This is a genomic window from Streptomyces wuyuanensis (genome assembly GCF_900103455.1).
GTDB classification, from domain to species: domain Bacteria; phylum Actinomycetota; class Actinomycetes; order Streptomycetales; family Streptomycetaceae; genus Streptomyces; species Streptomyces wuyuanensis.
Window position 1 is genome coordinate 1 of sequence record NZ_FNHI01000030.1, and the last position, 26755, is coordinate 26755.

Below are 26755 nucleotides of genomic sequence, written 5' to 3' on the forward strand. Positions count from 1 at the left end.
ACTTGATGGGGTAAGGCTCCCAGTAGACGACTGGGTTGATAGGCCGGATATGGAAGCCAGGTGACTGGTGGAGTTGACCGGTACTAATAGGCCGAGGGCTTGTCCTCAGTTGCTCGCGTCCACTGTGTTAGTTCTGAAGTAACGAACATGCCGAGACCACGTGTTGGTCGGCTGGTTCGACATCTTCATAGTGTTTCGGTGGTCATAGCGTTAGGGAAACGCCCGGTTACATTCCGAACCCGGAAGCTAAGCCTTTCAGCGCCGATGGTACTGCAGGGGGGACCCTGTGGGAGAGTAGGACACCGCCGAACAATTTTTGAGCCTCAACCCCCGGGTTTCACTCGGGGGTTGAGGCCTTTTTGCGTTGCCCACCGTTTCCCGACCGTGTTCTCGGTTTCCTAGGCTGGGGCCATGCGCTATGACCTCGTGATCTTCGACAACGACGGTGTCCTCGTCGACAGCGAGCCGTTGTCGAACTCGATCCTCGCCGCGTATCTGACCGAGTTGGGGCACCCCACGTCCTACGCGGAATCCGTGCGCGACTACATGGGCGCCGCGGTGCACCGGGTTCATGACCTCGTGCTGGAGCGGACGGGCAAGCGGCTTCCCGAAGACTTCGACGAGACGCTGCACACTCGCGTGTTCGCCGCCTTCGAGCGCGAGTTGACGCCCGTCGCAGGGGTGCCCGAGGTACTGGGCAAGCTGGCGGCCGACGGGGTGCCCTACTGCGTCGCGTCCTCCGGGAGCCATGAGCGCATCCGGGTCGGCCACCGGAAGACCGGACTGGACACCTGGTTCCGCGAGGCGAACGTCTTCAGCGCCCAGGACGTGGGCCGCGGCAAACCCGCGCCGGATCTGTTCCTGTACGCCGCCGAGCGCATGGGTGTCCCTCCCGCGCGATGCGTCGTGGTCGAGGACAGCCCCCTCGGTGTGACCGCGGCCCTGGCCGCGGGCATGGACGTCTACGGCTTCACCGCGATGACGCCGGCCGAGAAGCTCCCCGGGGTCAACGGCTGCGTCGCGGACATGAGCGAGCTGCCGGGATTGCTCGTGTGATCCATCTACCCATGGGTAGCTGAGCGGCTTACGCTGTGCGGCCATGACGGATGCGCGGTTGCGGCACGGTCGGGCCTCGTTGGCGCTGAGTTTCTTCGCCCAGGGTGTGGCCTTCGCCCTCCTGGTGACGCGGATACCCGCCATCCAGGACCGCTATGGCATATCCGACGGGCTGCTGCCGCTCTTCCTCGCGGCGGTACCCGTCCTCGCCGGTGTCGGAAGCGTGGCGACCGAGAAGCTCGTCGCGCGCCGGCCGCCGGGATCGGTACTCCGATGGTCCCAGCCCGTGGTGCTGCTGTCGCTGCTCGCCGTGGGCGCCGGCAGCAGTGTGTGGCAGATCGCCCTGGCACTGGGGGTGTTCGGGCTCGCCGTCGGCGCGCTGGATGCCTCGATGAACATGCTCGGCGTCAGTCTGCAGCAGGCGTACGGCCGCAGCATCATGCTCGGTTTCCACGCCACCTACAGCCTCGGTGGGATCCTCGGCGCGTCCCTCTCCTGGGCGGGCGCCCACCGGGACCTGCCGCTCGCCGTGTCGTATCTGCCGGTGGTGCTCGTGCTGCTGCCCGCCGTGCTGCTGGGGAGCCGGTGGTACGTGGACGGAGGCGGTTCCGAATCGGGGAAGAGCGCCGACGGCCGGGACGCGGGGGCCACCGTCCCGTTCAGCCTGCTGCTTCCGCTGTGCCTGGTGATGGCCTTCGCCTACATCGGGGACTCCACGGTGTCCAATTGGAGCGCCAAGTACCTCCAGGACGTGCTGGGGAGTTCGGAGGAGCTGGCGACGGTCCCGTACAACGCCTACATGGTGACCACGCTGCTCGGACGTGCGGTGGGAGACCTCGGAGTCCGGCGGTTCGGGACCGCGGCCGTGGTGCGCTGTGGGTCGGTCCTGGCGGCGGTCGGGTTCGCGGTGGTCGCGGTGGCGCCCGGACCGTGGACGGGTCTTGCCGGTTTCACGCTGCTGGGGCTCGGTCTGTGCGTGATCGTGCCGCAGACGTTCGCAGCGGCGGGGCGGAGGGCCGTGTCCTACGGGGGCCCAGGGGCCGGCAACGCGGCCGTGGCACGGCTCAACGTCTTCAACTACGTGGGGTTCTTGATCGGGGCCCCGTTGGTCGGAGGACTGGGGGATGCGTGGAGCTACCGGGGAGCGATGCTCGTTCCGATGCTGTTGGTGCTCGTGACGTTGCTGTATGCCAGGTCGTTCGAGCCGGAGCCCGACCGATACGGTGTCGACCATGAGCGGCCGCGCACTGTTGATGTGGGACGAAGCGGTAACGAAGTATGACTTCGGCGCCGGCCATCCGATGGATCCGGTACGGCTGGCGCTGACCATGGGCTTGGTGCGGGCGTACGGGCTGGACCGCGCCGTCGACGTGGTGGCGGGCAAGCCCGCGGGCGAGTCCACGCTGCGGCTCGTCCACCGCGAGGACTACGTGGCGGCAGTGCGGTCGGCGTCGGCGAACCCGCGGGATGCGGACCAGGCGTACGGGCTGGGCACGATGGACGACCCGGCCTTCGCGGGCATGCACGAGGTGTCCGCGACGATCGCCGGCCAGTCCGTAGGGGCGGCGGAGGCGGTGTGGCGGGGGGAGGCCCCGCACGCCGTGAACTTCGCGGGCGGGCTGCACCACGCGATGCCGGGTTCGGCTTCGGGATTCTGCATCTACAACGACGCCTCGCTGGCGATCGCACGGCTGCTGGAGCTGGGAGCCGAGCGGGTCGCGTACGTCGATGTCGACGTGCATCACGGCGACGGCGTGCAGGCGGCGTTCTGGGACGATCCGAGGGTGCTGACGATCTCCCTGCACGAGCATCCCCGGATGCTCTTCCCGGGCACGGGGTGGCCGGAGGAGACGGGCGGTCCGGGGGCGGGCGAGGGCTCCGCGGTGAACGTGGCGCTGCCGGCGGGGACCGGGGACGAGGGGTGGCTGCGTGCCTTCCACGCCGTCGTACCGGAGCTGCTGGCGGACTTCCGGCCGCAGGTTCTGGTCACGCAGCACGGGGCGGACACGCACTTCGAGGATCCGCTGGCGCATCTGGCGGTGTCCCTGGACGCCCAGCGGCTGGTGCAGGAGGCCTGCCACTCGCTCGCGCACGAGTACGTCGACGGCGGCCGCTGGGTGGCGCTCGGCGGCGGCGGTTACGCCGTCGTGGACGTGGTCCCGAGGTCCTGGACGCATCTGGTGGGGATCGCGGCCCATGCGCCGGTGGACCCCGAGTCGGTGATCCCGTCCTCCTGGCGGGACGAGGTGTATGCGCGGACACGGCAGTTGGGGCCCGGCCGGATGACGGACGGGCGCACGCCGGCATGGCGGCCCTGGGAGGACGGCTACGACCCGGCGGACCGGCTGGACCAGGCGGTGCTCGCGACCCGTCGGGCGGTCTTCCCGCTGCGGGGGCTGCTCGCGTAGCGGGCGGGCGATCCCCGGGCGTTACGCCGAGTGTGGGGATTTGCCGGGGTTTCCGGGGTGTGCCGCCGGGCGTTGCGGGACCATCGTCGCTGTGTTGAGCAGAGGGGCGCTGCGGGCGCATCTGTTGGCGGCGGGACTCGCCGGCCCGGTGGCCACGACCCGGGAGGCGAGCCTGCGGAGCTACCGGCTGTTCGCGGCGCGGGACCCGAGAGCCACGCTCGGGCTCGATCCCGAACGGGCCTGGGCGGAGCGCGATCTGCTCGCTTTGATGGCGGACAGGTGTGGGGTCTCGGGGGACCCTGCGCATGTTTCCGGCCACGATGTCATCGACCCCGAGCGTACGTTGAGCGGGCTCGACGCCTTCGCCGGGCGGTTGGCCGCGGTCGCAGAACGGCGCGGGACCGTGCTGTTCGGAACCGGTCATCCGCACAGGCTGCTCGCGTTCTACGCCTCGCTGGCAGACGCCATGTCGGCGGTGGGCTGTCTCGTTCTCACACCCGCGCAGGGCCGATGTGTCGACATAACGACCCGGTTCGGCGTACGCACGTACACCCTCGACTACGTACGGGGAGTCGCGATGATGCGAGAACCCGGAGCGCGGGACCCGGGGTGTGAGACCGGCGTGCACTCCCATTCACCCCTCCCGGTGCGGGTCGCGCTGGAGGCTGTCGCGGAGTCCGGGGACCCGCTGCCCGAGCTGGTCGTCGGCGACCACGGCTGGGTCTGCGGCGCAGGTCAGCTCGGTTTCGAGGCCATCGGCCTGGCGGACACCGACGATCCGGCGCTGTTCGTGGGCGAGGCGGAGGGGCATGTGTCGGTGGCCGTACCGCTGGATGACGCTGTGCGGTCCGATTACTACCAGCCGCTTACTCGCTATGTACTCAATCGAGCGTGTCTGTCACAGTAAACGGCCGATGGCTGCTCCTCTTCCCCACTCGCACCACCCGCCCCTACTCTGGGGAGTGAGCGCACCGCGACGAAGAGTCACCGGAGGGGAAGCCGGTGTGCGTCGTGTGCGGAAGGTACAGGTGGGTCATGGCTGCTGGCGAAAGGCCTCTCAACGAGGTCAAGTTCCTGACCGTGGCGGAAGTCGCCTCGGTGATGCGCGTGTCGAAGATGACCGTGTACCGCTTGGTGCACAGCGGTCATCTGCCGGCGATCCGGGTGGGCAGGTCCTTCCGGGTCCCGGAGCAAGCGGTTCACGAGTACCTCCGGGAGTCCTTTGTGGGGGTCGAATCGGCCTGAGATGCCCCTCGGATTACAAGCTCGGAGCTCGGGCCGGTAGGCTAGGCCGACGTAGGTCGTGTGGGCCCAGACGCCCCGCACCGAGTGAAGAGAAGTGAGCGAGGGTAGTCGTGGGCTCTGTTATCAAGAAGCGGCGCAAGCGGATGGCCAAGAAGAAGCACCGCAAGCTGCTCAAGCGCACGCGCGTTCAGCGTCGCAACAAGAAGTAAGCGGCAGCTGTCCGCAAACGTCGTGGCCCCTTTCACCTGCGCGGTGGAGGGGCCACGGTGCTTTCTCCGCCCGGCAGTGTCGTGCGTTGGGATCAAAGAGCGGGCAAGAAGGCCCTGCGGTCATCACAGCGCAACGTCAACCCGCTACGGTGACGCATAGCCAGGACCGAACGGAAGGCGCTGATCTTGGGCAAGGTCGTGCTTGTCACCGGTGTGGCCCGGCAGCTCGGGGGCCGCTTCGTACGCCGCATCCAGCGGGACCCCGAAGTGGAACGGGTGGTGGGCGTCGACGCGGTGACTCCCGAGCATCATCTCGGCGGAGCCGATTTCGTACGGGCCGACATCCGGCAGCCCGCCATAGCGCGCGTACTGGCCGAGCACGACGTGGACACCGTGGTCCATCTGGACGTCACGGGCACACCGCTCGGCTCCGGCGGCCGTACGGCGGTCAAGGAGACCAACGTCATCGGCACCATGCAGCTGCTCGGTGCCTGCCAGAAGTCGCCGACCGTCCGGCGCCTGGTCGTGAAGTCCAGTACGAGCGTGTACGGCTCCGCCTCACGCGACCCGGCCGTCTTCACGGAGACCACGCCCCCCAAGTCCCTGCCGAGCGGCGGCTTCGCCAAGGACGCGGTCGAGGTCGAGGGGTACGTGCGCGGCTTCGCGCGCCGCAGGCCGGATGTGGCGGTGTGCGTGCTGCGCTTCGCCAACATCCTCGGGCCGCGCGCCGACTCACCGCTGGCGGACTACTTCTCGCTGCCGGTCATGCCGACCGTCCTGGGCTACGACCCCCGGCTGCAGTTCGTCCACGAGGACGACGTCGTCGACGTGCTGCGGATCGCCTCCCACGAGCCCCGCCGCGGCACGCTGAACAGCGGCACGTTCAACATCGCGGGCGACGGCGTACTGCTGCTGTCGCAGTGCTCGCGCAGACTCGGCCGTCCCACGGTGCCGGTGCTGCTGCCGGCCGTGACCTGGGTCGGCTCGGCGCTGCGTACCGTCGGCATCACCGACTTCTCGCCGGAGCAGATCCGGCTCCTCACACACGGCCGGGTGGTCAGCACCGTGCAGATGCGCGAGACACTCGGCTTCAACCCTGCCTACACGACCGCGGAGGCCTTCGCGGACTTCGCGCACAGCCGCGGGCCGGGCCTGCTGCCGCCGGAGACCCTGGCGAAGGCGGTCGACAAGGTCGCCGCGCTGTCGCCGGCCGGTGGCGCCACCCCACAGAGCGCCGGATAAGGAGCGCGAGCAACGATGGCGGACGCCAAGGTCATTCCGTTCGACGACGACCGGTCGCGCAACGGCGCACCGCAGCGCTCGGTGCGGCGCCGCGCCGGATCGGGCCGGCGGAAATCCGTGGCCGAGTCGGCGCGTGAGATCCCGGTCGGATCCGTGCCGGGACAGCTGGGCGGGGAACGGGCGGTGCCGAAGGACGCCTCGGCCGGTGGCGGTACGGGCGCGTCCGCGCAACCGCCGCGCGGTCCGGGGTCTCCCGGAGCTGATGTCGGCTGGGACCGGCGCATCGCGGGCGGGCTGGCGTTTCTGCGCCGTCGGCTCACCGGCGACTACGACGTCGACGAGTTCGGCTACGACCGGGAGCTCACCGACCAGGTGCTGATGTCGCTGCTGCGGCCGCTGTACGCGAAGTACTTCCGGGTCGAGGTGAAGGGCATCGAGAACATCCCGTCGGAGGGCGGGGCGCTGGTGGTTGCCAACCACTCCGGGACGCTGCCGCTGGACGGGCTGATGATGCAGGTGGCCGTCCACGACAACCACCCGGCCGGGAGGCATCTGCGGCTGCTCGCCGCGGACCTGGTCTTCGTGCTGCCGGTGATAAACGAACTGGCGCGCAAGGCCGGGCACACGCTGGCGTGCTCGGAGGACGCGGAACGGCTGCTGCAGCGCGGCGAGGTCGTCGGGGTGATGCCGGAGGGCTTCAAGGGCATCGGGAAGCCGTTCGGCGAGCGTTACAAGCTCCAGCGCTTCGGGCGGGGCGGTTTCGTCTCGACGGCGCTGCGGGCGGGCGTCCCGATCGTGCCCTGCTCGATCGTCGGGGCCGAGGAGATCTATCCGATGATCGGCAATGCGAAAACACTCGCGCGGCTGCTGGGGTTCCCGTATTTCCCGATCACTCCGACGTTCCCGTGGCTCGGGCCGCTGGGTGCGGTGCCGCTGCCGACGAAGTGGACGATTCAGTTCGGGGAGCCGATTCCGACGGACGGCTATCCCCCGGAGGCGGCCGAGGACCCGATGCTGATGTTCAACCTCACCGACCAGGTGCGGGAGCAGATCCAGCACACGCTGTACAAACTGCTGGTGCAGCGGCGGTCCGTCTTCTTCTGATCGCCCTGGCCGCCCTGTTCTCCTCGCCCGTCCGGTTGTCCGGTCGACGCGGGCGGGCGATCCCCGACGAAAGGGCGGGGGCCGGATACGCGTCGAGCGTATCCGGCCCCCGCCCTTTGCCATTCACCGGCCCGGGGCCCGGTGCCTACGGCATGTCCTCGCTGTCGAGACCCAGGCCCGGCAGGAGCCCCGGCAGCAGTGGCGGGATCGTCACGTCCGGCACGGGCGCGGCCGGGTCCGGGAGCCTTCCGGACGGTGACGGGGAGGTGCTGTTCTGCGGGGGGTTGAGCAGGCCGCCCGTGTTGCCCCCGATCAACTGGTCGTCCTCCACGGCGCCCGAGCCGGACGGCTGGGGCATGTGCTCCCCGTCCGGGCTGCCGGCCGATGCCGAGGAGGGTGCGGAGGGATACGCCGCCGAGGCACTCGAGGAGTCCTGCGGGGACGATCCGGGTCGGCTGGATCCCTGTCGCTCCGCCTCGGGGGCACGGGGCAGCAGCGACCGGAGGGGACCCACCTCCTGGTCTATGGCGTCGAACACCGAACTCACTTCGTCGCCGACGTCCGTGAGCTGGGCGGGCAACCGGTCCCGGAGCCCGTTCCACACGTCGCGGTGGCTGTTCGCGAAGGAGGACAGGGTGGCGATGGGGCCGAGCGAGCCGTCCCGCTCGTACGCCTGGTGCAGGAGCCGGTGGCCCTCGGAGGCGTCGTGGCGCATGCCGCCCAAGGTGCGCCGCACCTCGTTCACCGACTCGGTGTCCAGCTCGCCCGCGCGGCCGCGCTCCATGAGGCGGCGGGCCTCGTTCAGCCGCGTGGAGGCCTGGTCGAGGTACAGCCCGCCGCGGTCCGCGTCGTCGTCGGCCATACCGAGCTTCAGGTCCTCCATGCCCCGCTTCAGCCCGTAGAGGGAGTCACCGGGGAGGGCGTCGGAGCTCGCGGCGGCCACGCCGCCCAAGGCGCCTGCGGCCACTCCGACGGTCAGTCCGCCGGCCGCGAGGCCCTTGGACCACCGGGAGCGCGGACGGAGTTTCCGGAGCGGGGAGGCCCGATGCGCCCCGCGGCGGGAGCTCCGCTGCTCCGGGACCGTAGGGCCCCGGGACGCGGAGCCCTCCGCGAGCATCGCTTCCATGGCGGCCACGAGCTGTGCTCGCTGCACCACCTTCACATCGGGGTCCAACTCCGGCTTCGGCAGCTCGCCGAGGCCGTTCGCCAGGGCCAAAAGCTGCCCCTGTTCGGCCCGCTCGGCCGAATCCTCGGGCTGCTCGGCCGCCGTGCCCCGGAGCGTCTGGTTCTCCAGGGCCTGGGCGAAGGCGTTCGCCCGCCGGTGCGCCGAAACGTTCGCGATCACTGGCGGCACCTCCTCTCGTCATGACGGTCGACTCCCCGGGTGGTCCGGAAGGTTGCACGACTTGAGCACATCCACACGAATGAGTGAGTGGCTGCGCGCACGACGTGACCGCAGGGAGCCTGCATTGCGCACAACGAGCGGCTCGGCAGTTGGGTTACGCGCGGAGGATGATCGGACCAGTGCGTCATCAAGTGCTCACGGATGGTGAGTTGAGGGTGGACGGGCCGGGGACGGGCGCGTGGGGGAGGGGTGGTGCCGGTGGGGGTGTGGGGGCGGGACGGGTCAACGGGCGGCGGACGTCAGCGGGCGTCGTCCGGCAGAAGCCGTGCCAGAGTGCGCACGGCCCGGTACTGCAGGGTCTTGATCGCACCCTCGTTCTTGCCCATCACGCGGGCGGTCTCGGCGACCGAGAGGCCCTGGAGGAAGCGGAGGGTGACGCACTCCTGCTGCTGCGGATTGAGCTTGCGGACCGCTTCGAGCAGCGCGGCGTTGGAGAGCGACTCCAGCACCGACTCCTCGGGGCTGCGCTCGACCTCGTTGGCGTCGAGCATCTCGCCGGTGGTCACTTCCAGCCGGAATCGGCTCGATTTGAAGTGGTCGGCGACCAGGTTGCGCGCGATCGTGACCAGCCAGGCGCCGAAGTCGCGGCCCTGCCAGGTGAACGTCGAGATTCGGCGAAGGGCGCGGAGGAAGGTCTCGCTGGTGAGGTCCTCGGCTGTCGCCTTTCCGCCGACCCGGTAGTAGATGTAGCGGTAGACGGTGTCGCTGTACTGGTCGTAGAGCCGGCCGAAGGCCTCGGCCTCGCCGGCCTGGGCGCGCTCGACCAGCTCCATCATCCGCGCGCTGTCGCTGTCGGCGCTCGGCCGGCGGGCGGTGGTCGAGGTGGCGGCGTGCCGGCCGCTTCGTCTGCCCGCCTCTCGCTCGCCCGACCGGCCGTCGACCGCGCCGCTGCGGGCCGGCACCTTCTCGATGCGGTCGGCCAGGGCGTAGCAGGGACCGGCAGGGCCGAGGGCGGCAGGGCTCGCGGCGAAGGCGGGGACGGCGTACGCGGTGGGGACGAAGCCGCGCAGGTGGTCGATGACCACTGCGCGCAGCGTAGCCAGGCCCGAGGCGTCAACCCCGACGTGTGGGTACACGGGACTCCCAGAGGCAGAGCTTCCATCACGTGCTGTACGGGACCGTTCACTCGTCGTGGCGACGTGTGGGGGTCCATGTGCGTCTGAGGAGAATAACGCTTCGTACAGGCAGTGCTACACCCAGTTGCTCAAATCATCGAATCCGTCGCTTCTGTTACGACGAAGCAGCACATTCAGTCGCAGATTGTGATCGCTTGCTGATCGGATTACTTCGTCATCTGCCGTGGGGCGCGATGGGTTGTGTTCGTCCGAGAGCATCAGGACTGGCGGGAGGCGTGCGGGGGTAGGACCCCCGGAATGCCGGGTGCCGCTTGCTGTGCGTCGCCGCAGGACACGCGGGGTGCGGGGTTCCGCGCCGGTCGGGACCGGCCGGGAGTGCGGCGGTCGGAACCGAAACGCGGGCACTGATACGCAGAGTTGCGACGCCACCGCGCGGGCGCCGGGCGGGGCGGCGCGTTCGGCGCCGCGCGGTCAGCGGCGGCGGCGGTGCAGGGCGACGGCCGCGGCCGTACCGCCCGCGAGGGCGCCGACTCCCGCGGCGGCCGGGATGCCGACCTTCGCCGCCTTGCGGCCCGTGCGGTAGTCGCGCAGCCGCCAGTCGCGCTCACGGGCGTGCTTGCGCAGCTTGGTGTCCGGGTTGATGGCGTACGGATGCCCCACGAGGGAGAGCATCGGAATGTCGTTGTGCGAATCGCTGTAGGCGGCGCAGCGCGACAGGTCGAGGTTCTCGGCGCCCGCGAGGGCCCGTACCGCCTCGGCCTTGGCCGGGCCGTGCAGCGGTTCGCCCACGAGCCTGCCGGTGTAGACGCCGTCGACGGACTCGGCGACCGTGCCGAGCGCGCCGGTCAGCCCGAGCCGGCGGGCGATGATCGTCGCGGTCTCCACCGGCGCGGCGGTGACCAGCCACACCTTCTGGCCCGCGTCGAGGTGGGCCTGCGCGAGGGCGCGGGTGCCCGGCCAGATGCGGTCCGCCATGTACTCGTCGTAGATCTCCTCGCCGATCGACATCAGTTCGGAGACGCGGTGGCCCTTGACGATGGAGAGTGCGGACTCGCGCACGTCCTGCATGTGCTCGGGGTCCTCGACGCCCGCGATCCGGAACCACGTCTGCTGCCAGGCGAACCTGGCCAGCTCCCGCCGCTGGAAGAACTTCCGCTTGTACAGGCCGCGGCCGAAGTGGAAGATCGCGGCGCCCTGCATGACGGTGTTGTCCAGGTCGAAGAACGCCGCGGCGCTGACATCCCCGAACACGGGGAAGTCGGGCTCGGCCGGCGCGGTGTCCGCGTCGGTCCCGGCCCGGGCGTCCGCCTCGAACTGCTGCGACGTCTTGCGTGCTGCCTCGGCAGCGGCCTCGCCGGCGAGAACGCTCCGGGCGGTGGAGGAGCGCCTACGGGGGGTGAGCCATCCCAGTGCGGCCATGTCGTGAGCATAGCCAGTCCGTTCGGCAGTTCCCGACTCGCCGGGATGCGGGGGCGTGAACTCTCCGCAGCCGGATTGTTAAAGGGGCCATTCGGGCGTGTCGCCGTGGGGCGGAGAATGGGGGGCATGACTCCTCTGCTGCGGCGTGGCAAGAAGAAGGCCGGTGACCGTGTGGTGACCCTGATCGGGAAGCCCGGGTGTCATCTCTGTGACGACGCGCGGTCCGTGGTCGAGCAGGTGTGCGCCGAGACGGGCGCGTCCTGGGAGGAGAAGGACATCACCCAGGACGAGGAGCTGCACCGGGAGTACTGGGAGCAGATCCCGGTGGTGCTGGTGGACGGGGAACAGCACACGTTCTGGCGCGTGGACGCCGGCCGGCTCCGCCGCGAACTGGGGGCGTGACCGGAAAGGCGGCTACCATCGTGGGCGTTTTGTTGGGGTCTCGGGGGCGTGGCCGTGAGGAGTGTGTACCGCTTTGCCTCCTTCGGATTCTCCGCGGATGCCCATCGTGGCCGGTTCCGGAATGGCGCGATCGACTCGCGTGACCCCGGTCACTTTGCACGGACAAAGCGGACACCATCTTTGTGCACGCGTTCACAAAGACATAGCCTGCTCTCGACGGGGCGGTCCTGGGACGCATGGCCGCCAGCCTCGCTCATCCCGCAGGAGCACCGTGGCAACTGGCCGAACCCACCGACCGGCGACTCGCAGCCGAGGAATCCCCGAGGCCACCGTCGCCCGGCTTCCGCTGTACCTCCGCGCGCTGACCGCGCTGTCGGAGCGATCCGTGCCGACGGTCTCCTCGGAGGAGCTCGCTGCCGCAGCGGGGGTCAATTCCGCGAAGCTGCGCAAGGACTTCTCGTACCTCGGTTCCTACGGGACCCGCGGCGTCGGGTACGACGTCGAGTACCTCGTCTACCAGATCTCCCGTGAGCTCGGCCTGACCCAGGACTGGCCGGTTGTGATCGTCGGTATCGGAAACCTCGGCGCCGCGCTCGCCAACTACGGCGGTTTCGCCTCCCGAGGCTTCCGCGTGGCCGCGCTGATCGACGCCGACCCGGCGATGGCCGGGAAGCCGGTCGCCGGCATCCCCGTCCAGCACACGGACGAGCTGGAGAAGATCATCTCGGACAACGGCGTGTCCATCGGGGTCATCGCGACCCCCGCGGGCGCCGCCCAGCAGGTGTGCGAACGGCTCGTCGCCGCCGGTGTGACGTCCATCCTCAACTTCGCCCCCACCGTGCTCTCGGTGCCGGACGGCGTGGACGTGCGCAAGGTCGACCTCTCGATCGAGCTGCAGATCCTCGCCTTCCACGAGCAGCGCAAGGCCGGCGAGGAGACCGAGGGCGAGGCCGCGGTGCCGCCCGCCGCCCCGACCGGCGCCGCCGCCGCGGCCGACGGCCGGAAGGGACCCGACGGGGACGTACCCGCCGTGATGCCGGCATGAGCCTCCTCGTCGTCGGCCTCAGCCACCGCAGCGCCCCGGTCAGCGTCCTGGAGCGGGCCTCGCTCTCCGCGGACACGCAGGGCAAGCTGCTGCAGGACACGCTCGCCGCGGAGCCCGCGGCGGAAGCGGCCGTCCTCGCCACCTGCAACCGGATCGAGCTCTACGCCGACGTGGACAAGTTCCACGCCGGTGTCGCCGAGCTGTCGACGCTGCTGTCCCAGCACAGCGGCGTCGGGCTGGAGGAGCTCACCCCCTATCTGTACGTGCACTACGAGGACCGGGCCGTCCACCATCTGTTCTCGGTGGCCTGCGGACTGGACTCGATGGTCGTCGGCGAGGGCCAGATCCTCGGCCAGATCAAGGACTCCCTCGCGCTCGGCCAGGAGCTGCACAGCGCGGGCAGGCTGCTGAACGACCTGTTCCAGCAGTCCCTGCGCGTCGGCAAGCGTGCCCACAGCGAGACCGGGATCGACCGGGCCGGGCAGTCGCTCGTCACCTTCGGCCTGGAGCAGCTGGCGGACGGCACGCCCACCGAGGAGTGGGCCGCCGGCCGGACCGCGCTCGTCATCGGTGCGGGGTCGATGTCCTCGCTCGCCGCGGCCACGCTGGCGCGTGCGGGCGTCGCCGAGATCGTCGTCGCGAACCGCACCCGTGAGCGCGCCGAGCGGCTGGTGCAGATCCTGACCGAACCCGGCGGGACGGGCGTCCGCGCCCGCGCGGTCGACATGGCCTCGGTCGGCGGCGAACTGGCACGTGCCGACGTCGTCGTCTCCTGCACGGGCGCGACCGGGCTGGTGCTGAGGGCCGAGGAGGTCGAGGCCGCGCTGGACGGCCGTGATGGACCGCTGGCGCTGCTCGACCTCGCCATGCCCCGGGACATCGACGCCGCGGTCCACCGGCTCGACGGGGTACGGCTCGTCGACATCGAATCGCTCGCCGAGGCGTCCGCGGACGCCCCCATGGCCGCCGACGTCGACCGGGTGCGGACCATCGTGGCCGCCGAGGTCGCCGCGTTCGGCGCCGCCCAGCGTGCCGCGCACATCACCCCGACCGTGGTCGCCCTGCGCACCATGGCCGCCGATGTCGTGGCCGGCGAGATCGCCCGGCTGGAGGGCCGGCTGCCCGACCTGGACGAGCGCCAGCGCGCCGAGGTCTCCCAGACCGTCCGCCGGGTCGTGGACAAGCTCCTGCACGCGCCCACCGTGCGGATCAAGCAGCTCGCGGCCGAGCCCGGCGGCGCCGGGTACGCGGACGCGCTGCGCACACTCTTCGACCTCGACCCGGAGACGGTCGCCTCCGTCAGCCGGGCCGACGTCACCGACGCCGACATCAAGAACCGAGGGCGAGTATGACCGAGAGGGCATCGGGGACCGAGCGGCCCCTGCGGCTCGGAACCAGGCGCAGCAAGCTCGCCATGGCCCAGTCCGGGCATGTGGCGGAGGCGGTGCGGCGGCTGACCGGCCGCCCCGTCGAGCTGGTGGAGATCACCACGTACGGCGACACCTCGCGCGAGCAGCTGGCGCAGATCGGCGGCACCGGTGTGTTCGTCACCGCGCTGCGCGACGCGCTGCTCGCGGGAGAGGTCGACTTCGCGGTGCACTCCCTGAAGGACCTGCCGACCACGCAGCCGGGCGACCTCGCACTGGCCGCGATCCCGCGGCGGGAGGACCCGCGTGACGTCCTGGTCGCCCGGGACGGGCTGACGCTGGACCGGTTGCCGCAGGGCGCCCGGATCGGCACCGGCTCGCCGCGCCGGATGGCGCAGCTCAACGCGTACGCCCGCTCGCACGGGCTGCAGATCGAGACCGTGCCGATCCGCGGGAACGTCGACACCCGCATCGGTTTCGTGCGGAGCGGGGAACTGGACGCGGTGGTTCTCGCCGCGGCCGGCCTGAACCGTATCGGCCGGATCGACGAGGCGACCGACTTCCTGCCGGTCGACGCGATCCTGCCCGCCCCCGGTCAGGGGGCCCTGGCGGTGGAGTGCCCGGCGGCCGACACCGCCCTCGCCGCCACGCTCGCCGAGCTCGACGACCCGCACACCCGGGCCGCCGTGACCGCCGAGCGGTCCCTGCTCGCGGCCCTGGAGGCCGGCTGCAGCGCGCCCGTGGGGGCGCTGGCCGACCTGCCTGCCGACGAACAGGCTGTTCATGAAATGCGCCTGCGGGGTGTCGTCGGTACCACCGACGGTTCCACGCTGGTGCAGCTGTCCATCACCGGTCCCGTGCCCACGTCGCACGACGAAGCCGTGGCACTCGGGCGCGAACTCGCCTCCGAGATGCTCGCCAAGGGCGCGGCCGGTCTTATGGGGGAGCGAGCACTTTGAGCCCCACCACCTCGAACGTCCCGGCTGGTCCCGTACACGGGCAGGTCACCTTCCTCGGCGCCGGTCCCGGTGATCCGGGCCTGCTGACGCTGCGCGCCGTCGAGGCGCTGGCGGGCGCGGACGTATTGATCGCCGAGCCGGAAGTCCTCGACGTCGTTCGCGGCCACGCGCGCGCCGGAGTGAGCACGCCTGAGCTGACGGTTGTTGACGATGCCTCAACAACCGCCGGTGTCCCGGTGTTGAGGGACGCGGCCAATCTTGTCATGGAGGCCGTGCGGGGCGGCAAGCGGGTGGTCCGTGCCGTGAGCGGGGACCCCGGGCTCGACGGCGACGCGGGCGCCGAGATGCTCGCCTGCGCCGCCGAGGGGATCCCCTTCGAGGTCGTGCCGGGTGTGGCGACCGCCGTGGGCGTGCCCGCCTACGCGGGAGTGCCGCTGCGTGACGCACAGGGCACGGACGTGCGGTTCATCGACGCCCGGACGGCGGACGCGCGCTGCTGGACCGAGGTCGGTGCCTCCGACGGGACCGTCGTCGTGTCCACGACGCTGGACGCCGTGGCGTCGGCCGCCGGGGAGCTGGTGACGGCCGGGCGCAAGCCCGACACCCCGCTGACGGTGACGGTCGCCGGTACGACGACGCGGCAGCGGACGTGGAATGCGACGCTCGGCACGATCGCCCAGGTCTTCAAGCAGGGCAAGGTCCTGCCGTCGCCCGAGGGCCACCGGCCGGTCATAGCCGTGGTCGGTGAGCGCAGTGCCGCCGCCCAGCGCGACCAGCTCGCCTGGTTCGAGTCCAAGCCGCTGTTCGGCTGGAAGGTGCTCGTGCCGCGCACGAAGGAGCAGGCCGCCTCGCTCTCCGACCAGCTCAGGTCCTACGGCGCCGTGCCGCATGAGGTTCCGACGATCGCCGTCGAGCCGCCTCGTACGCCGCAGCAGATGGAGCGCGCGGTCAAGGGACTGGTGACCGGCCGCTACGAGTGGATCGCCTTCACCTCGGTCAACGCCGTGAAGGCGGTGCGGGAGAAGTTCGAGGAGTACGGGCTGGACGCCCGCGCCTTCGCCGGGATCAAGGTCGCTGCGGTGGGCGAGCAGACGGCGCGCTCGCTGATCGAGTTCGGCGTCAAGCCGGACCTGGTGCCGAGCGGCGAGCAGTCGGCGGCGGGCCTGCTGGAGGACTGGCCGCCGTACGACCCGGTGTTCGACCCGATCGACCGGGTGTTCCTGCCGCGGGCTGACATCGCCACCGAGACCCTGGTGGCGGGCCTGATCGAGCTGGGCTGGGAGGTCGACGACGTCACGGCCTACCGGACCGTGCGGGCCTCGCCGCCGCCGGCGGAGACCCGGGAAGCGATCAAGGGCGGCGGGTTCGACGCCGTGCTCTTCACCTCGTCGTCCACCGTGCGGAACCTGGTCGGCATCGCCGGCAAGCCGCACAACGTGACGGTGATCGCCTGTATCGGGCCCGCGACCGCGAAGACGGCCGAGGAGCACGGGCTGCGGGTGGACGTGCTGTCGCCGGAGCCGTCGGTGCACAAGCTGGCCGAGGCGCTCGCCGAGTTCGGCGCGCGGCGCCGGGAGGCCGCGCTGGAGGCAGGCGACCCGGTGACGCGGCCGAGCGAGCGGCGTCCGGGAGCGCGCAGGCGCCGTACGACGTGAGGTCGTAGGACGTGATCGGAAGGGGTCGCGGGGTTGTTCCCCGTGGCCCCTTTCCGTTCCTTCTGGACCGGATCGCGCAGGGGGCGGTCCGCCCGCGCCCGGGGACAACGTGTCGGCAAAAGCGGTCCCGGCACGGGCGTAGCGTGGTGGGCATGACTGTGTACGGATCCTTCCCCGGATCGCGGCCGCGCCGGCTGCGGACCACCCCCGCGATGCGGCGCATGGTCGCCGAGACCAGGCTGAACCCCGCCGATCTGATCCTTCCGGCGTTCGTGCGGGAGGGCGTGAGCGAGCCGGTGCCGATCGCGGCGATGCCCGGGGTCGTGCAGCACTCGCTGGACACGCTGCGGAAGGCCGCGGTCGAGGCGCGGGAGGCCGGTGTATCCGGGATCATGCTCTTCGGCGTGCCGGAGGACGCGAAGAAGGACGCCGCCGGGACCGCGGGCACCGACCCGGACGGGATCCTCCAGGTCGCCGTCCGCGCCGTGAAGGAGGAGGTCGGCGACGAACTGGTCGTCATGTCCGACCTGTGCCTGGACGAGTACACCGATCACGGCCACTGCGGGGTTCTCGACGCGGACGGCCGGGTCGACAACGACGCCACGCTGGAGCGGTACGCCGAGATGGCGCAGGTCCAGGCGGACGCGGGCGTCCATGTCGTCGGCCCCAGCGGGATGATGGACGGCCAGGTCGGGGTGATCCGCGACGCGCTCGACACCATCGGCAGGGAGGACGTGTCGATCCTCGCCTACACCGCGAAGTACTCGTCCGCGTTCTACGGGCCCTTCCGCGAGGCGGTCGCCTCCTCCCTGAAGGGCGACCGCAAGACGTACCAGCAGGACCCGGCGAATCTGCGGGAGTCCATGCGGGAACTGGCGCTCGACCTGGCGGAGGGCGCCGACATGGTCATGGTGAAGCCCGCGGGTCCGTACCTGGACGTGCTGGCGAAGGTCGCGGAGTCCGTGGACGTGCCCGTCGCCGCGTACCAGATCAGCGGAGAGTACGCGATGGTCGAGGCCGCCGCGGAGAAGGGCTGGATCGAGCGGGACAAGGCGATCCTGGAGACCCTCACCGGGATCCGGCGCGCGGGCGCGCAGATGATCCTGACCTACTGGGCGACGGAGGCAGCGCAGAAGCTCGGCCGCGCGTAGCCGCCGGAGGCCGCGCGGAAACGCGCGGCCGGGCGGCCTCGGGGCCCGGTCCGGTGCCTCAGTCCCACCAGAAGGTCCAGACGCGGGCTCCGGGGAGCAGCCTGGCGTACGCCCCGAGGCCGGAGCCGGGGTCCTGCCGCACGCTGTCCGGGCAGAAGGCGAGGTGCTCGGCCGCGAGAGCCTCGGCGTCCGCGGTCGTGGTGGGCGGCGCGGCCACGGAGAGGACCAGCCGGTCGAAGGACAGCCCGACGACCCGTATGCCGAAGCGGTCCTCCCACGAGCGCAGGACCGAGCAGAGGCGGGCCACGTCGTGCTCGTGGTTGAGCGGACCGGACCAGCCGATCGCCGCCGGTATGTCCGCGCTGCGGCGGGCACGCACCAGGGCGGGGCGGGCGCCCTTCAGCACATCGCCGCCCTGGCCGCCGGAGAGCGCGTCGGCGGTCTCGGCGGCGAGCCGGTCGGGATCCTCCGGGAACGTGCTGCCCGGTGCCAGGCCGGGCCAGCCGCCGTCGGTGTCCGGCTCGTCGGCCGCGAAGGACTCCCAGTACTCCGCGAGCACCTCCTCGGCGTCGTGATCCCCCGGGTACGACACCCGCTGCGGCCACAGCTCCCACTCGTGCGGGCCGTGGGCGCCGCCGATCAGGACGGGGTGCAGCCCGCCGGCCCTGCGGGCGGGTAGGAGCCGGTCCCAGGTGCCGGGAGCGGCCGGGTCGTCGCCGTACCACAGCAGCGGCTCGTGCCAGGGACCGTCGACGGTGGTGTCCACCAGCCGGCCGGGAGGCAGATCGAGGCCCAGGGCCCGGCCCGTGGGGTCGTCGAGCAGGGTCGGCAGGGGGTTGGGAAGCATCGCCATGGTCCGAAGGTAGAGGCAGGCACTGACATCGATGGTCGTACGCAGGTTCCGGCGGTCGTGACTCGGGCACCGACTGACGCCCTGCCCGGGCTGTCCTCCCGTTGTTCTGTCCGGACCGCCGGGGCTCGCGGGGGTATGCCGCGGCGCCGGCCTTCCCGACCGCGCACGGCCACGTGATCGCGATCGGCGTGGAAGGCACCGCCTCCCACGGGGCCGGTTTCACCCGCGCCGCCCGCTCGCAGGGACTTCACGTGGCGGAGGTCAACCCGCCCGACCGGGCCGAACGCCGCCGCCTCGGCAAGCCCCTCACCGGCCGGACAAGCACGAGTGGATCGCCGAGTGACCGCCTGACCGGTGCCGTCGGCGGGGTGCCGGTGCGGGCTCAGCGCCCGAGGGTGAGCAGATCCGCGAGACGTGAGAGGCCGTCGGCCGAGTTCCCCTCCTCGACGGCGCGGTCGAGGATCGCCTGGAACGGCTCGAAGAGTTCGGAGCTGACGCCCTGGTCGCGGAAGGCCGCGGTGAAGTTGGGGAACGCGGCCTGGTTGACCGCGAGGCTGGAGACATCGGTCAGGTGCCGGCCGGTGTCCACGGCCCGGCCCATCTCCGGGGCGCCGGCGAGCATGGCGCCGACCCAGGGGACCAGGAGGTCCGAGAACTCCTCGGCAGAGATGTGCTCGGTACGGACCAGGGCGAAGGCCTGCAGGACGCCGAGCAGCATCCCGTACATGCCGGTCAGCAGCGCCAGGTCGTGGAGGGCGGCCCTGCCGGGGTCGGTGCCCGTCCACGTCGTGCCGCCGAAGGCCGCGAGGGTGGCTCGGTGGGTCTCGTACGCGCGATGGTCGCCGCTGTAGAGGACGTAGGCGTCCGGGCCCGCGATCATCTGCGGCACGGCCATGATGCCGCCGTCGAGGTACCGGGCTCCGCGCTCCGCGGTCAGTGCGGAGAGTTCCCTGGCCTGGGCCGGGGTGCCGTTGGTCAGATTGACCACGGTCTTCCCCGCCACCGTGGTGCCGAGGCCGTCGAGTACCTCCTGGACGGCATCGTTGGTTAGCAGGCACACGACGACGAGGGGTGCGGCCGCGACCGCGTCGGCCGCGGTGGCGGCCGGTAGCGCGCCCTGGGCCACGAGGGGGCCGGACTTCGCGGAGGAGCGGTTCCAGACGGTGACGGGGTGGCCCGCCCTCAGCAGCGCGGCGGCGAGGGCGGCGCCCATCATGCCGAGACCGAGGACGGTCACGGGTGCGGCGGAGACGGCGGGGGCGCCGCTCGCGGGCACGGTTGTTTCGACGGGCACGGGTGGCTCTCCGGGCATGGCCGGTCCTCCGGTCGGGGGCAGCTGGGCTACGTCCCTGATCCTCGTCGGGTGCACAGAGGCGGGCAAGTACCGACTATCTGGTCAGGTACTCACCTTTCGGTGAGTGACCGTCGGCCGGCGGCGTGCGGGGGGTGCGGCGTGCGGGTGCGGGAGATGTGGTGATCAGCCTGCGGGCGGCGCACCCTGGGATTGGTACCGCTGTGGAGGTGATCCGTCATGCAGACTCTCGTCGGTTGGCACGTCGAGATGGAGTTCCTCGAGGAAGGCGACAAGACCAAGGCGGCCGCGATGCTCCGGCTCGCCGACGGCTCGGAAGTGCGCGGGCACGGGCACGCCAGCCGTCATCCCTCCGACCCGGCCCAGCTGCGGGTCGGCGAGGAGATCGCCGGCGCCCGGGCGCTCATGGACATAGCCCAGACACTGCTCAAGAAGGCGCACGACGAGATCGAGGAGACCACGGGAAGGCCGGCCCACCCGTTGAACCGCTGACGAGGCGACGCCGGGCGAACGGAGGACGGCCCCGTCGCTCACCAGCGCCGGGGCCGCCTCCGCCGTCGTGTGTCAGAGGCGCTCGGGGGTGCGGATGCCGAGGAGCGCCATGCCCTGGTCGAGCGTGCGGGCGGTGAGGTCGATCAGGAAGAGGCGGTTCTCGACCTGGGCCGGGGTCTCCGCCTTCAGGACCGGGCACTGGTCGTAGAACGTCGTCAGGTGGGAAGCCAGCTGGTACAGGTACGCCGCCAGCTTGTGCGGCTCGTACGACGCGGCGACCTCGGCCACGGTCTCGCCGAACTGGTCCAGGTGCAGTCCGAGCGCCCGCTCGGCCGGGGCCAGCGCGAGCTCCGGGTGGGCGGCCGGCCTGGCGTCGCCCGACTTGCGGAGGATCGACCGGATACGGGCGTACGCGTACTGGAGGTACACCGACGTGTCGCCGTTGAGGGACACCATCTGGTCCAGGTCGAACTTGTAGTCCCGGACGGCCGAGGTGGAAAGGTCCGCGTACTTCACCGCGCCGATGCCGACGTACCGGCCGTTCTCGACGACCTCCTCGTCGCCGAGTCCCGCCTTGTCCTTCTTCTCGGCGACGACCGCCGTCGCCCGCTCGACCGCCTCGTCCAGCAGGTCCTCCAGCCGCACCGTCTCGCCCTCACGGGTCTTGAACGGCTTGCCGTCCTTGCCGAGCACCGTGCCGAAGGCGAGCTGGACGGCCCTGACGTCGTCGTTCAGCCAGCCGATGCGGCGGGCGGTCTCGAAGACCATCTTGAAGTGGAGAGACTGGCGGGCGTCCACCACGTACAGCAGGGTGGTCGCTCCCAGGTTCTGCACGCGGTCGCGGATGGCGGAGAGGTCCGTCGCCGCGTAGCCGAAACCGCCGTCGGACTTCTGGACGATCAGCGGGACCGGGTTGCCGTCCGGGCCCTTGACGTCGTCGAAGAAGACGCACAGCGCGCCGTTGGAGCGGACGGCGACGCCCGACTCCTCCAGCAGGCGGCAGGTCTCGACCAGCATGTCGTTGTAACCCGACTCGCCGACGATGTCCGGGTCGTTGATCTCCATGTCGAGCTTCTCGAAGACCGAGTAGAAGTAGATCTTCGACTCGTCGACGAACCGCTGCCAGAGCGCGAGGGTGTCCTTCTCGCCCGCCTGCAGGTCGACCACCCGGCGACGGGCCCGGTCCTTGAACTCCGGGTCGGAGTCGAAGACCGCGCGCGAGGCCTTGTAGAGGCGGTTGAGATTGGACATGGCCTCTTCGCCGGAGGCGGAGTCGGCCTTGTGGTCCAGCTCGTGCGGGTGCTCGATCAGATACTGGATGAGCATGCCGAACTGGGTGCCCCAGTCGCCGATGTGGTGCCGTCGGACGACCTTCTCGCCGGTGAACTCCAGGATCTCGACCATGGCCGCGCCGATCACGGCGGACCGCAGATGGCCGACGTGCATCTCCTTCGCCACATTCGGCTGGGCGTAGTCGATCACGGTCGTGCCGGGCTTCTCCGCGTGCGGAACGCCCAGGCGTGCGTCCGCGGCGCGGGCGGCGAGGGTCTTCACGATCGCCTCGTCGGTGATCGTGATGTTGAGGAAGCCGGGGCCGGAGACCTCGATCTCCTTCAGGACGTCGTTGGCCGGGATCGCCTCGACGACCTTCGTCGCCAGCTCGCGCGGGTTGCCCTTGAGCCGCTTGGCAAGAGCCAGGATGCCGTTGGCCTGGAAGTCGGCCCGGTCGCTACGTCGCAGCAGCGGGTCGGCGGAACCGGCCTCCGGCAGGGCTGCCGAGAGGGCGTCCGCGAGGCGCTGCTGCACGTTCGAAGCGAGGGAAGGGACCGAGGCCATGAGCTTCTGTTCCTGTCAGTGGGCGGTAGGTGCCAATTCAGTGGTCAAGTGTCCCACGAGGGAGCAACCTGTTTCTCCCGTGGACCGCGGGCCTGTGGACGGACCGGCGCCTGTGGACGACCGGGGCGGGAACTCGGACCGATCGGCGTGGGCCTGTGGACAACCAACGGGCGCGTTGTTCCGTCTGGGACAATGGCAGACGCCGGCTTCGACAGAATCAAGCAATCAAGGACGTGCCGATCGTGGCTCAGAGCAGCACCGAGACCGACTGGGTCTCCCGTTTCGCGGACGATGTCATCGCCGAGTCGGAACGGCGTGCGCCCGGGAAACCGGTCGTGGTTGCGTCTGGCCTGTCCCCGTCCGGGCCCATCCACCTGGGGAATCTGCGCGAGGTCATGACCCCGCACCTGGTCGCGGACGAGATCCGGCGCCGCGGGCACGAGGTCCGTCACGTGATCTCCTGGGACGACTACGACCGCTACCGCAAGGTCCCGGCAGGCGTGGAGGGCGTCGACGACAGTTGGGGCGAGCACATCGGCAAGCCGCTGACCTCGGTGCCGGCGCCCGCCGGCTCGCCGCACCCGAACTGGGCCGAGCACTTCAAGGCCGCCATGGTCGAGTCGCTCGCCGAACTCGGTGTCGAGTTCGACCCGATCAGCCAGACCGAGCAGTACACCTCGGGTGCCTACCGCGAGCAGATCCTGCACGCCATGAAGCACCGCGCCCGGATCGACGGCATCCTCGACCAGTACCGGACGAAGGCCAAGGTCCAGGCGAAGAAGCAGCAGCAGAAGCCGGTCGACGAGGCCGAGCTGGAGGCCGCCGAGGGCTCCGGCGCGGCGTCCGAGGACGACGGCAGCGGAGGCTCCGCCGGCTACTTCCCGTACAAGCCGTACTGCGGCAACTGCGAGAAGGACCTGACGACCGTCACGGAGTACATCGACGCGACCACGGAGCTGACGTACTCCTGCACGGCGTGCGGCTTCTCGGAGACGGTCCGGCTGAGCGAGTTCAACCGCGGAAAGCTGGTCTGGAAGGTCGACTGGCCGATGCGTTGGGCCTACGAGGGCGTGATCTTCGAGCCCAGCGGTGTCGACCACTCGTCCCCGGGATCGTCGTTCGTCGTCGGCGGTCAGATCGTCCGCGAGGTCTTCGACGGCGCCCAGCCGATCGGCCCGATGTACGCGTTCGTGGGCATCTCCGGCATGGCCAAGATGTCGTCCTCGCGCGGTGGCGTGCCGACCCCGGCGGACGCGCTGAAGATCATGGAGGCGCCCCTGCTGCGCTGGCTGTACGCCCGCCGCAAGCCGAACCAGTCCTTCAAGATCGCCTTCGACCAGGAGATCCAGCGGCTCTACGACGAGTGGGACAAGCTGGAGTCGAAGGTCGCGGAGGGTGCCGCACTCCCGGCCGACGCCGCCGCGTACTCCCGTGCGGCCCGTACCGCCGCCGGTGAGCTGTCCCGCACGCCGCGCCCGCTGCCGTACCGCACGCTTGCCTCCGTCGCCGACATCACCGCCGGCCACGACGAGCAGACGCTGCGCATCCTCAGCGAGCTGGACCCGGCGAACCCGCTGACCTCGCTCGACGAGGCCCGGCCCCGGCTGGACCGCGCGGAGAACTGGATCACGACCCAGGTCCCGGCCGACGCCCGCACGGTCGTGCGCTCCGAGCCGGACGCGGAGCTGCTCGGCTCTCTCGACGACGAGGCGCGCGAGTCGCTGCGCCTCCTCCTGGAGGGGCTGGACAGCCACTGGTCGCTGGACGGTCTGACGACCCTCGTCTACGGAGTGCCGAAGGTGATGGCGGGCCTGGAGCCGGACGCCAAGCCGACGCCGGAGCTGAAGGCCGCCCAGCGTTCGTTCTTCGCGCTGCTCTACCGGCTGCTGGTGAGCCGCGAGACCGGCCCCCGCCTCCCGACCCTGCTCCTGGCGGTCGGCGCGGACCGGGTGCGCAAGCTGCTGGCGGCCTGACCGGCGGCCCACGAGGGCCGTGCGCGACGGAAGAAGGGCTCTCCCCCTCGTGGGTGAGAGCCCTTCGGCGTTGCTCCGTCATTCCGGCCCGATCGCCCGGCCGTCACTCCGGCCTGATCGCCCGGCCGCGCCGCCCGGGACCGCCGGTTCGCGGCCCGGCCTGCCGGCCCCCGACAGAGGCTCCGGTCTCCGGCGCCGCCCGGTGGCGGCATCGGGTCCCTACGCGATGTGGTCTTCCATCAGCTCGTTGTTGAAGCGGGTCGTGAACCGGTCCATGTACTGGTTCAGCTCACGGGGCTGAAGGAGCATGCCGTAGGCGGCCTCGACGTTCGACGCGAAGGCTCCGGGCGTCGGCATGCCCTCGCCCTCTATCGAGCGCCGGAACACCTGGTACAGGTTCTCCTCCGAGGGCAGCGCCTCTTGCACGCCCTCACCCAACGGCCGTATGCCGCCCGCTCCGTTCGGCACCGGGAACGCCGGCTCCGGTGCCTGGGCCGTGACCGGTTCCGCAGCGCCCCGCTGCGCCACAGCTTCGGGCTCCGCCGGGTGGGTCCGAGGGGCCGGTTCGGGCTCGGCCGCGCGCGGCTGCGGTACCGGGATGCTCTGCGGCTGCTCCTCGTACCAGGCCTGGTGGTCCGGCCCCGGGACATACATGGGCGGCTCGTAGTTCGGGTCGTAGTCGCCCTGGTACCGCACATGCTGCGGAGTGGCGAACCACTGGCTCGGCTCCTCTTCGGCAGTCTCCAGCGGCTCGCGTTCCCGAGCCCGCCCGGTCGACTCCAGCTCCGGTGCCGCGGGCTGCGGCGGCAGCAGCATCGGCTCGATCCCGGCGGCGGCCAGCCCCGCCGGCGCGGTCTCGGCCAGCGGCACCCCGTACTTCGCCAGCCGCAGCGGCATCAGCGCCTCGACCGGGGCCTTGCGGCGCCACGCCCGCCCGAAGCGGGCCTGCAGCCGGGCCTGGTAGATCAGCCGGTCCTGCTCCAGCTTGATGACCTGCTCGTAACTGCGCAGCTCCCACAGCTTCATCCGCCGCCACAGCCGGAACGTCGGCACCGGGGAGAGCAGCCAGCGGGTGAGGCGCACGCCCTCCATGTGCTTGTCCGCGGTGATGTCCGCGATCCTGCCCACCGCGTGGCGGGCGGCCTCGACGGACACCACGAACAGGACCGGGATGACGGCGTGCATGCCGACGCCGAGCGGGTCGGGCCAGGCGGCGGCGCCGTTGAAGGCGATCGTCGCCGCGGTGAGCAGCCAGGCCGTCTGGCGCAGCAGGGGGAAGGGGATGCGGATCCAGGTCAGCAGGAGGTCGAGGGCGAGCAGCACACAGATGCCCGCGTCGATGCCGATCGGGAAGACCAGGGAGAACTGGCCGAAGCCCTTCTTCTCGGCGAGCTCGCGCACGGCGGCGTACGACCCGGCAAAACCGATCGCGGCGATGATCACCGCACCGGCGACCACCACGCCGATGAGTATGCGGTGCGTGCGTGTCAGCTGCATCGCGGCCACCCGCGACCCCCATCCCTTTTCTGTTCACGGCGCCCCTGGCGCGGCCCAAGCCTGGCACATGAATCCGGAGTACGGCCCTCCGGGGAGGACCGTACTCCGGTCGGCTGCCGGGCCGCGGGGGCCGTGCTGCGGATCGTGCCGGACGCGGTCGCCGGGGCCCCGCGGCAGGTCCGCCGGGCCTAGTTGGCCTTGGCGACGGAGGCCGTGGCCTCCTTGGCCGCGGTCACCGCTTCCTTCATCAGCTGCGACGGGTCCGGGTTCTTGGCGCCGGCGAAGCCCGTACCGTTGTAGCCGAGGGTCACCACGACATTGCCCGTGCGGGCCACGATCGTTGCGTATTTGAAGTCCTCGCCGGACTTGGTGAGGCCGTAGCTGATCGCCGTGGCCTCCTCGCCGACACCCGAAGCGGGCGAGGTGTTGACGCTCTTGGCCTTCTCCGTGGCCCGGACCGCGGCCACTTCCTTCTCGTAGGCGTCCTTGGCGCGGTCCTCGCCGCTGCCGACGCCCGACTCCGACTCGAAGCGCTGGAACGACACGTCGAGCCAGCGGTAGTTCGAGCCCTTGACGCCCTTGTCCTCCAGGCCGTTCCAGGAGCAGCTGCCGCGGGCGGCCGTGTCGTTGGAGGTGCCGGCCGTGCCGGACTTGTTCTTCACCTTCGGCACCAGCTCCTCGACCGTCTTGGAGGTCAGTGCCTTGCAGGGCTGGGGCAGCTTGGCGTACTTCGCCGGCTCCACGGCCGCCGGCGACTGCTCGCCGCCGGGGGAGGAGGCCTCGGACGAGGAGGACGAGCCGCCGTCCGAACCCGAGCCCTTGCTGTCGGAGTCCGACGAGCAGCCGGCGACGACGAGCATCACCGGGACGGCGGCGCAGGCGAGTATGCGGGTGAGTCGCGGGGCTGATCGGTGCATGGTTCCTTCAGTCGGTTGTCGTACGGTCCTCCGGAGCGCCGGACACGGGGTCCCGGTCCTCCGGGCGGACGGTCCGGTGTTCCCGGGCGGCCACGGTACGCCGACACGGTACGACGCCGGGTCGTCCGACGG

General features: G+C 70.9%; 24 protein-coding genes and 2 rRNA genes. 18 read left to right on the forward strand and 8 right to left on the reverse strand.

The window, feature by feature from the left end; all coding sequences use genetic code 11:
- From BLT82_RS32690 to BLT82_RS32735, 10 genes are all read left to right on the forward strand, one after another.
- Positions 1-107, forward strand: a 23S ribosomal RNA gene (locus BLT82_RS32690); the annotation flags it as partial.
- Positions 108-194: 87 nt separating this feature from the next.
- A 5S ribosomal RNA gene (gene rrf / locus BLT82_RS32695) occupies positions 195-311 on the forward strand.
- A gap of 100 nt (positions 312-411) precedes the next feature.
- The gene (locus BLT82_RS32700) at positions 412-1056 is read left to right on the forward strand and encodes an HAD family hydrolase (protein ID WP_093661497.1); all 645 of its coding nucleotides are present in this window, start codon (positions 412-414) and stop codon (positions 1054-1056) included.
- A gap of 43 nt (positions 1057-1099) precedes the next feature.
- Positions 1100-2338, forward strand: a complete 1239-nt coding sequence (locus BLT82_RS32705) for an MFS transporter (protein WP_093661499.1) — start codon at positions 1100-1102, stop codon at positions 2336-2338.
- Positions 2289-3464 (forward strand): acetoin utilization protein AcuC, encoded by a 1176-nt coding sequence (locus BLT82_RS32710; RefSeq protein WP_093661501.1) that lies wholly within the window; start codon positions 2289-2291, stop codon positions 3462-3464. The genes BLT82_RS32705 and BLT82_RS32710 overlap by 50 nt, the downstream gene beginning before the upstream one ends.
- A gap of 91 nt (positions 3465-3555) precedes the next feature.
- A complete protein-coding gene (locus BLT82_RS32715) occupies positions 3556-4371 on the forward strand; it encodes a phosphatase (RefSeq protein ID WP_093661503.1) in 816 nt (271 codons plus the stop codon).
- Positions 4372-4499: 128 nt separating this feature from the next.
- Entirely contained in the window at positions 4500-4709 is a 210-nt protein-coding gene (locus BLT82_RS32720; protein ID WP_158687078.1) for a helix-turn-helix domain-containing protein, read from the forward strand.
- 110 nt (positions 4710-4819) lie between these two features.
- On the forward strand, positions 4820-4918 hold the full coding sequence (locus BLT82_RS32725) for a 30S ribosomal protein bS22 (RefSeq protein WP_003948845.1): 99 nt from the start codon (positions 4820-4822) through the stop codon (positions 4916-4918).
- A gap of 186 nt (positions 4919-5104) precedes the next feature.
- Positions 5105-6160: an NAD-dependent epimerase/dehydratase family protein gene (locus tag BLT82_RS32730; RefSeq protein ID WP_093661505.1), complete on the forward strand. Its 1056-nt coding sequence runs from the start codon at positions 5105-5107 to the stop codon at positions 6158-6160.
- A gap of 15 nt (positions 6161-6175) precedes the next feature.
- Complete coding sequence (locus tag BLT82_RS32735; RefSeq protein WP_093661507.1) at positions 6176-7264, forward strand: lysophospholipid acyltransferase family protein; 1089 nt, start codon at positions 6176-6178, stop codon at positions 7262-7264.
- A 145-nt stretch (positions 7265-7409) separates the two neighbouring features.
- Here the strand turns inward: BLT82_RS32735 and BLT82_RS32740 are convergent, their stop codons facing one another.
- From BLT82_RS32740 to BLT82_RS32750, 3 genes are all read right to left on the reverse strand, one after another.
- A complete protein-coding gene (locus BLT82_RS32740) occupies positions 7410-8609 on the reverse strand; it encodes a DUF5667 domain-containing protein (protein ID WP_093661509.1) in 1200 nt (399 codons plus the stop codon).
- A 299-nt stretch (positions 8610-8908) separates the two neighbouring features.
- Positions 8909-9745 (reverse strand): ECF subfamily RNA polymerase sigma factor, BldN family, encoded by an 837-nt coding sequence (locus BLT82_RS32745; protein ID WP_093661511.1) that lies wholly within the window; start codon positions 9743-9745, stop codon positions 8909-8911.
- Between the two features lie 471 nt (positions 9746-10216).
- Complete coding sequence (locus BLT82_RS32750) at positions 10217-11164, reverse strand: HAD family hydrolase (protein WP_093661513.1); 948 nt, start codon at positions 11162-11164, stop codon at positions 10217-10219.
- A 126-nt stretch (positions 11165-11290) separates the two neighbouring features.
- Here BLT82_RS32750 and BLT82_RS32755 point away from each other — a divergent pair, with 126 nt between their 5' ends.
- The 6 genes from BLT82_RS32755 to hemB all read left to right on the forward strand — a co-directional run bounded on the left by BLT82_RS32755 (position 11291) and on the right by hemB (position 17743).
- Positions 11291-11566, forward strand: coding sequence for a glutaredoxin family protein (locus tag BLT82_RS32755; protein WP_093661515.1), 276 nt, complete (start codon positions 11291-11293; stop codon positions 11564-11566).
- A 271-nt stretch (positions 11567-11837) separates the two neighbouring features.
- Positions 11838-12611: a redox-sensing transcriptional repressor Rex gene (locus BLT82_RS32760; RefSeq protein ID WP_093661517.1), complete on the forward strand. Its 774-nt coding sequence runs from the start codon at positions 11838-11840 to the stop codon at positions 12609-12611.
- Positions 12608-13963, forward strand: coding sequence for a glutamyl-tRNA reductase (locus BLT82_RS32765; RefSeq protein WP_093661519.1), 1356 nt, complete (start codon positions 12608-12610; stop codon positions 13961-13963). Before BLT82_RS32760 ends, BLT82_RS32765 begins: the two co-directional genes overlap by 4 nt.
- Positions 13960-14937: a hydroxymethylbilane synthase gene (gene hemC, locus BLT82_RS32770; RefSeq protein WP_093661522.1), complete on the forward strand. Its 978-nt coding sequence runs from the start codon at positions 13960-13962 to the stop codon at positions 14935-14937. The genes BLT82_RS32765 and hemC overlap by 4 nt, the downstream gene beginning before the upstream one ends.
- The gene (locus BLT82_RS32775; RefSeq protein ID WP_093661524.1) at positions 14934-16592 is read left to right on the forward strand and encodes a bifunctional uroporphyrinogen-III C-methyltransferase/uroporphyrinogen-III synthase; all 1659 of its coding nucleotides are present in this window, start codon (positions 14934-14936) and stop codon (positions 16590-16592) included. The genes hemC and BLT82_RS32775 overlap by 4 nt, the downstream gene beginning before the upstream one ends.
- A gap of 152 nt (positions 16593-16744) precedes the next feature.
- Positions 16745-17743 (forward strand): porphobilinogen synthase, encoded by a 999-nt coding sequence (gene hemB / locus BLT82_RS32780; protein WP_093661693.1) that lies wholly within the window; start codon positions 16745-16747, stop codon positions 17741-17743.
- 58 nt (positions 17744-17801) lie between these two features.
- Here hemB and BLT82_RS32785 read toward each other — a convergent pair whose 3' ends face one another.
- Complete coding sequence (locus tag BLT82_RS32785) at positions 17802-18596, reverse strand: DUF4253 domain-containing protein (RefSeq protein ID WP_093661526.1); 795 nt, start codon at positions 18594-18596, stop codon at positions 17802-17804.
- A 382-nt stretch (positions 18597-18978) separates the two neighbouring features.
- The gene (locus tag BLT82_RS32790) at positions 18979-19890 is read right to left on the reverse strand and encodes an imine reductase family protein (RefSeq protein ID WP_280142514.1); all 912 of its coding nucleotides are present in this window, start codon (positions 19888-19890) and stop codon (positions 18979-18981) included.
- A gap of 237 nt (positions 19891-20127) precedes the next feature.
- On the opposite strand from BLT82_RS32790, the gene BLT82_RS32795 reads away from it, so the two are divergent.
- Positions 20128-20400: a DUF1876 domain-containing protein gene (locus BLT82_RS32795; RefSeq protein WP_093661530.1), complete on the forward strand. Its 273-nt coding sequence runs from the start codon at positions 20128-20130 to the stop codon at positions 20398-20400.
- Between the two features lie 72 nt (positions 20401-20472).
- On the opposite strand, the gene argS is transcribed toward BLT82_RS32795, so the two are convergent.
- On the reverse strand, positions 20473-22236 hold the full coding sequence (argS, locus tag BLT82_RS32800) for an arginine--tRNA ligase (protein ID WP_093661532.1): 1764 nt from the start codon (positions 22234-22236) through the stop codon (positions 20473-20475).
- 233 nt (positions 22237-22469) lie between these two features.
- On the opposite strand from argS, the gene lysS reads away from it, so the two are divergent.
- Positions 22470-24209, forward strand: coding sequence for a lysine--tRNA ligase (gene lysS / locus BLT82_RS32805; protein WP_093661534.1), 1740 nt, complete (start codon positions 22470-22472; stop codon positions 24207-24209).
- Between the two features lie 219 nt (positions 24210-24428).
- Here the strand turns inward: lysS and BLT82_RS32810 are convergent, their stop codons facing one another.
- Positions 24429-25706: a DUF2637 domain-containing protein gene (locus BLT82_RS32810; RefSeq protein ID WP_208868111.1), complete on the reverse strand. Its 1278-nt coding sequence runs from the start codon at positions 25704-25706 to the stop codon at positions 24429-24431.
- 188 nt (positions 25707-25894) lie between these two features.
- On the reverse strand, positions 25895-26623 hold the full coding sequence (locus BLT82_RS32815; protein ID WP_093661536.1) for a DUF3558 domain-containing protein: 729 nt from the start codon (positions 26621-26623) through the stop codon (positions 25895-25897).
- Between the last annotated feature and the right edge of the window lie 132 nt (positions 26624-26755).

Excerpts from the sequence above, each read along its gene's own strand:
- BLT82_RS32700 (WP_093661497.1), top strand. The coding sequence starts at position 412 with ATGCGCTATGACCTCGTGATCTTCGACAACGACGGTGTCCTCGTCGAC.
- BLT82_RS32705 (WP_093661499.1), top strand. The coding sequence starts at position 1,100 with ATGACGGATGCGCGGTTGCGGCACGGTCGGGCCTCGTTGGCGCTGAGT.
- BLT82_RS32710 (WP_093661501.1), top strand. The coding sequence starts at position 2,289 with ATGAGCGGCCGCGCACTGTTGATGTGGGACGAAGCGGTAACGAAGTAT.
- BLT82_RS32720 (WP_158687078.1), top strand. The coding sequence starts at position 4,500 with ATGGCTGCTGGCGAAAGGCCTCTCAACGAGGTCAAGTTCCTGACCGTG.
- BLT82_RS32735 (WP_093661507.1), top strand. The coding sequence starts at position 6,176 with ATGGCGGACGCCAAGGTCATTCCGTTCGACGACGACCGGTCGCGCAAC.
- BLT82_RS32750 (WP_093661513.1), bottom strand. The coding sequence starts at position 11,164 with ATGGCCGCACTGGGATGGCTCACCCCCCGTAGGCGCTCCTCCACCGCC.
- BLT82_RS32755 (WP_093661515.1), top strand. The coding sequence starts at position 11,291 with ATGACTCCTCTGCTGCGGCGTGGCAAGAAGAAGGCCGGTGACCGTGTG.
- BLT82_RS32765 (WP_093661519.1), top strand. The coding sequence starts at position 12,608 with ATGAGCCTCCTCGTCGTCGGCCTCAGCCACCGCAGCGCCCCGGTCAGC.
- hemC (WP_093661522.1), top strand. The coding sequence starts at position 13,960 with ATGACCGAGAGGGCATCGGGGACCGAGCGGCCCCTGCGGCTCGGAACC.
- hemB (WP_093661693.1), top strand. The coding sequence starts at position 16,745 with ATGACTGTGTACGGATCCTTCCCCGGATCGCGGCCGCGCCGGCTGCGG.
- BLT82_RS32785 (WP_093661526.1), bottom strand. The coding sequence starts at position 18,596 with ATGGCGATGCTTCCCAACCCCCTGCCGACCCTGCTCGACGACCCCACG.
- BLT82_RS32795 (WP_093661530.1), top strand. The coding sequence starts at position 20,128 with ATGCAGACTCTCGTCGGTTGGCACGTCGAGATGGAGTTCCTCGAGGAA.
- argS (WP_093661532.1), bottom strand. The coding sequence starts at position 22,236 with ATGGCCTCGGTCCCTTCCCTCGCTTCGAACGTGCAGCAGCGCCTCGCG.
- BLT82_RS32810 (WP_208868111.1), bottom strand. The coding sequence starts at position 25,706 with ATGCAGCTGACACGCACGCACCGCATACTCATCGGCGTGGTGGTCGCC.
- BLT82_RS32815 (WP_093661536.1), bottom strand. The coding sequence starts at position 26,623 with ATGCACCGATCAGCCCCGCGACTCACCCGCATACTCGCCTGCGCCGCC.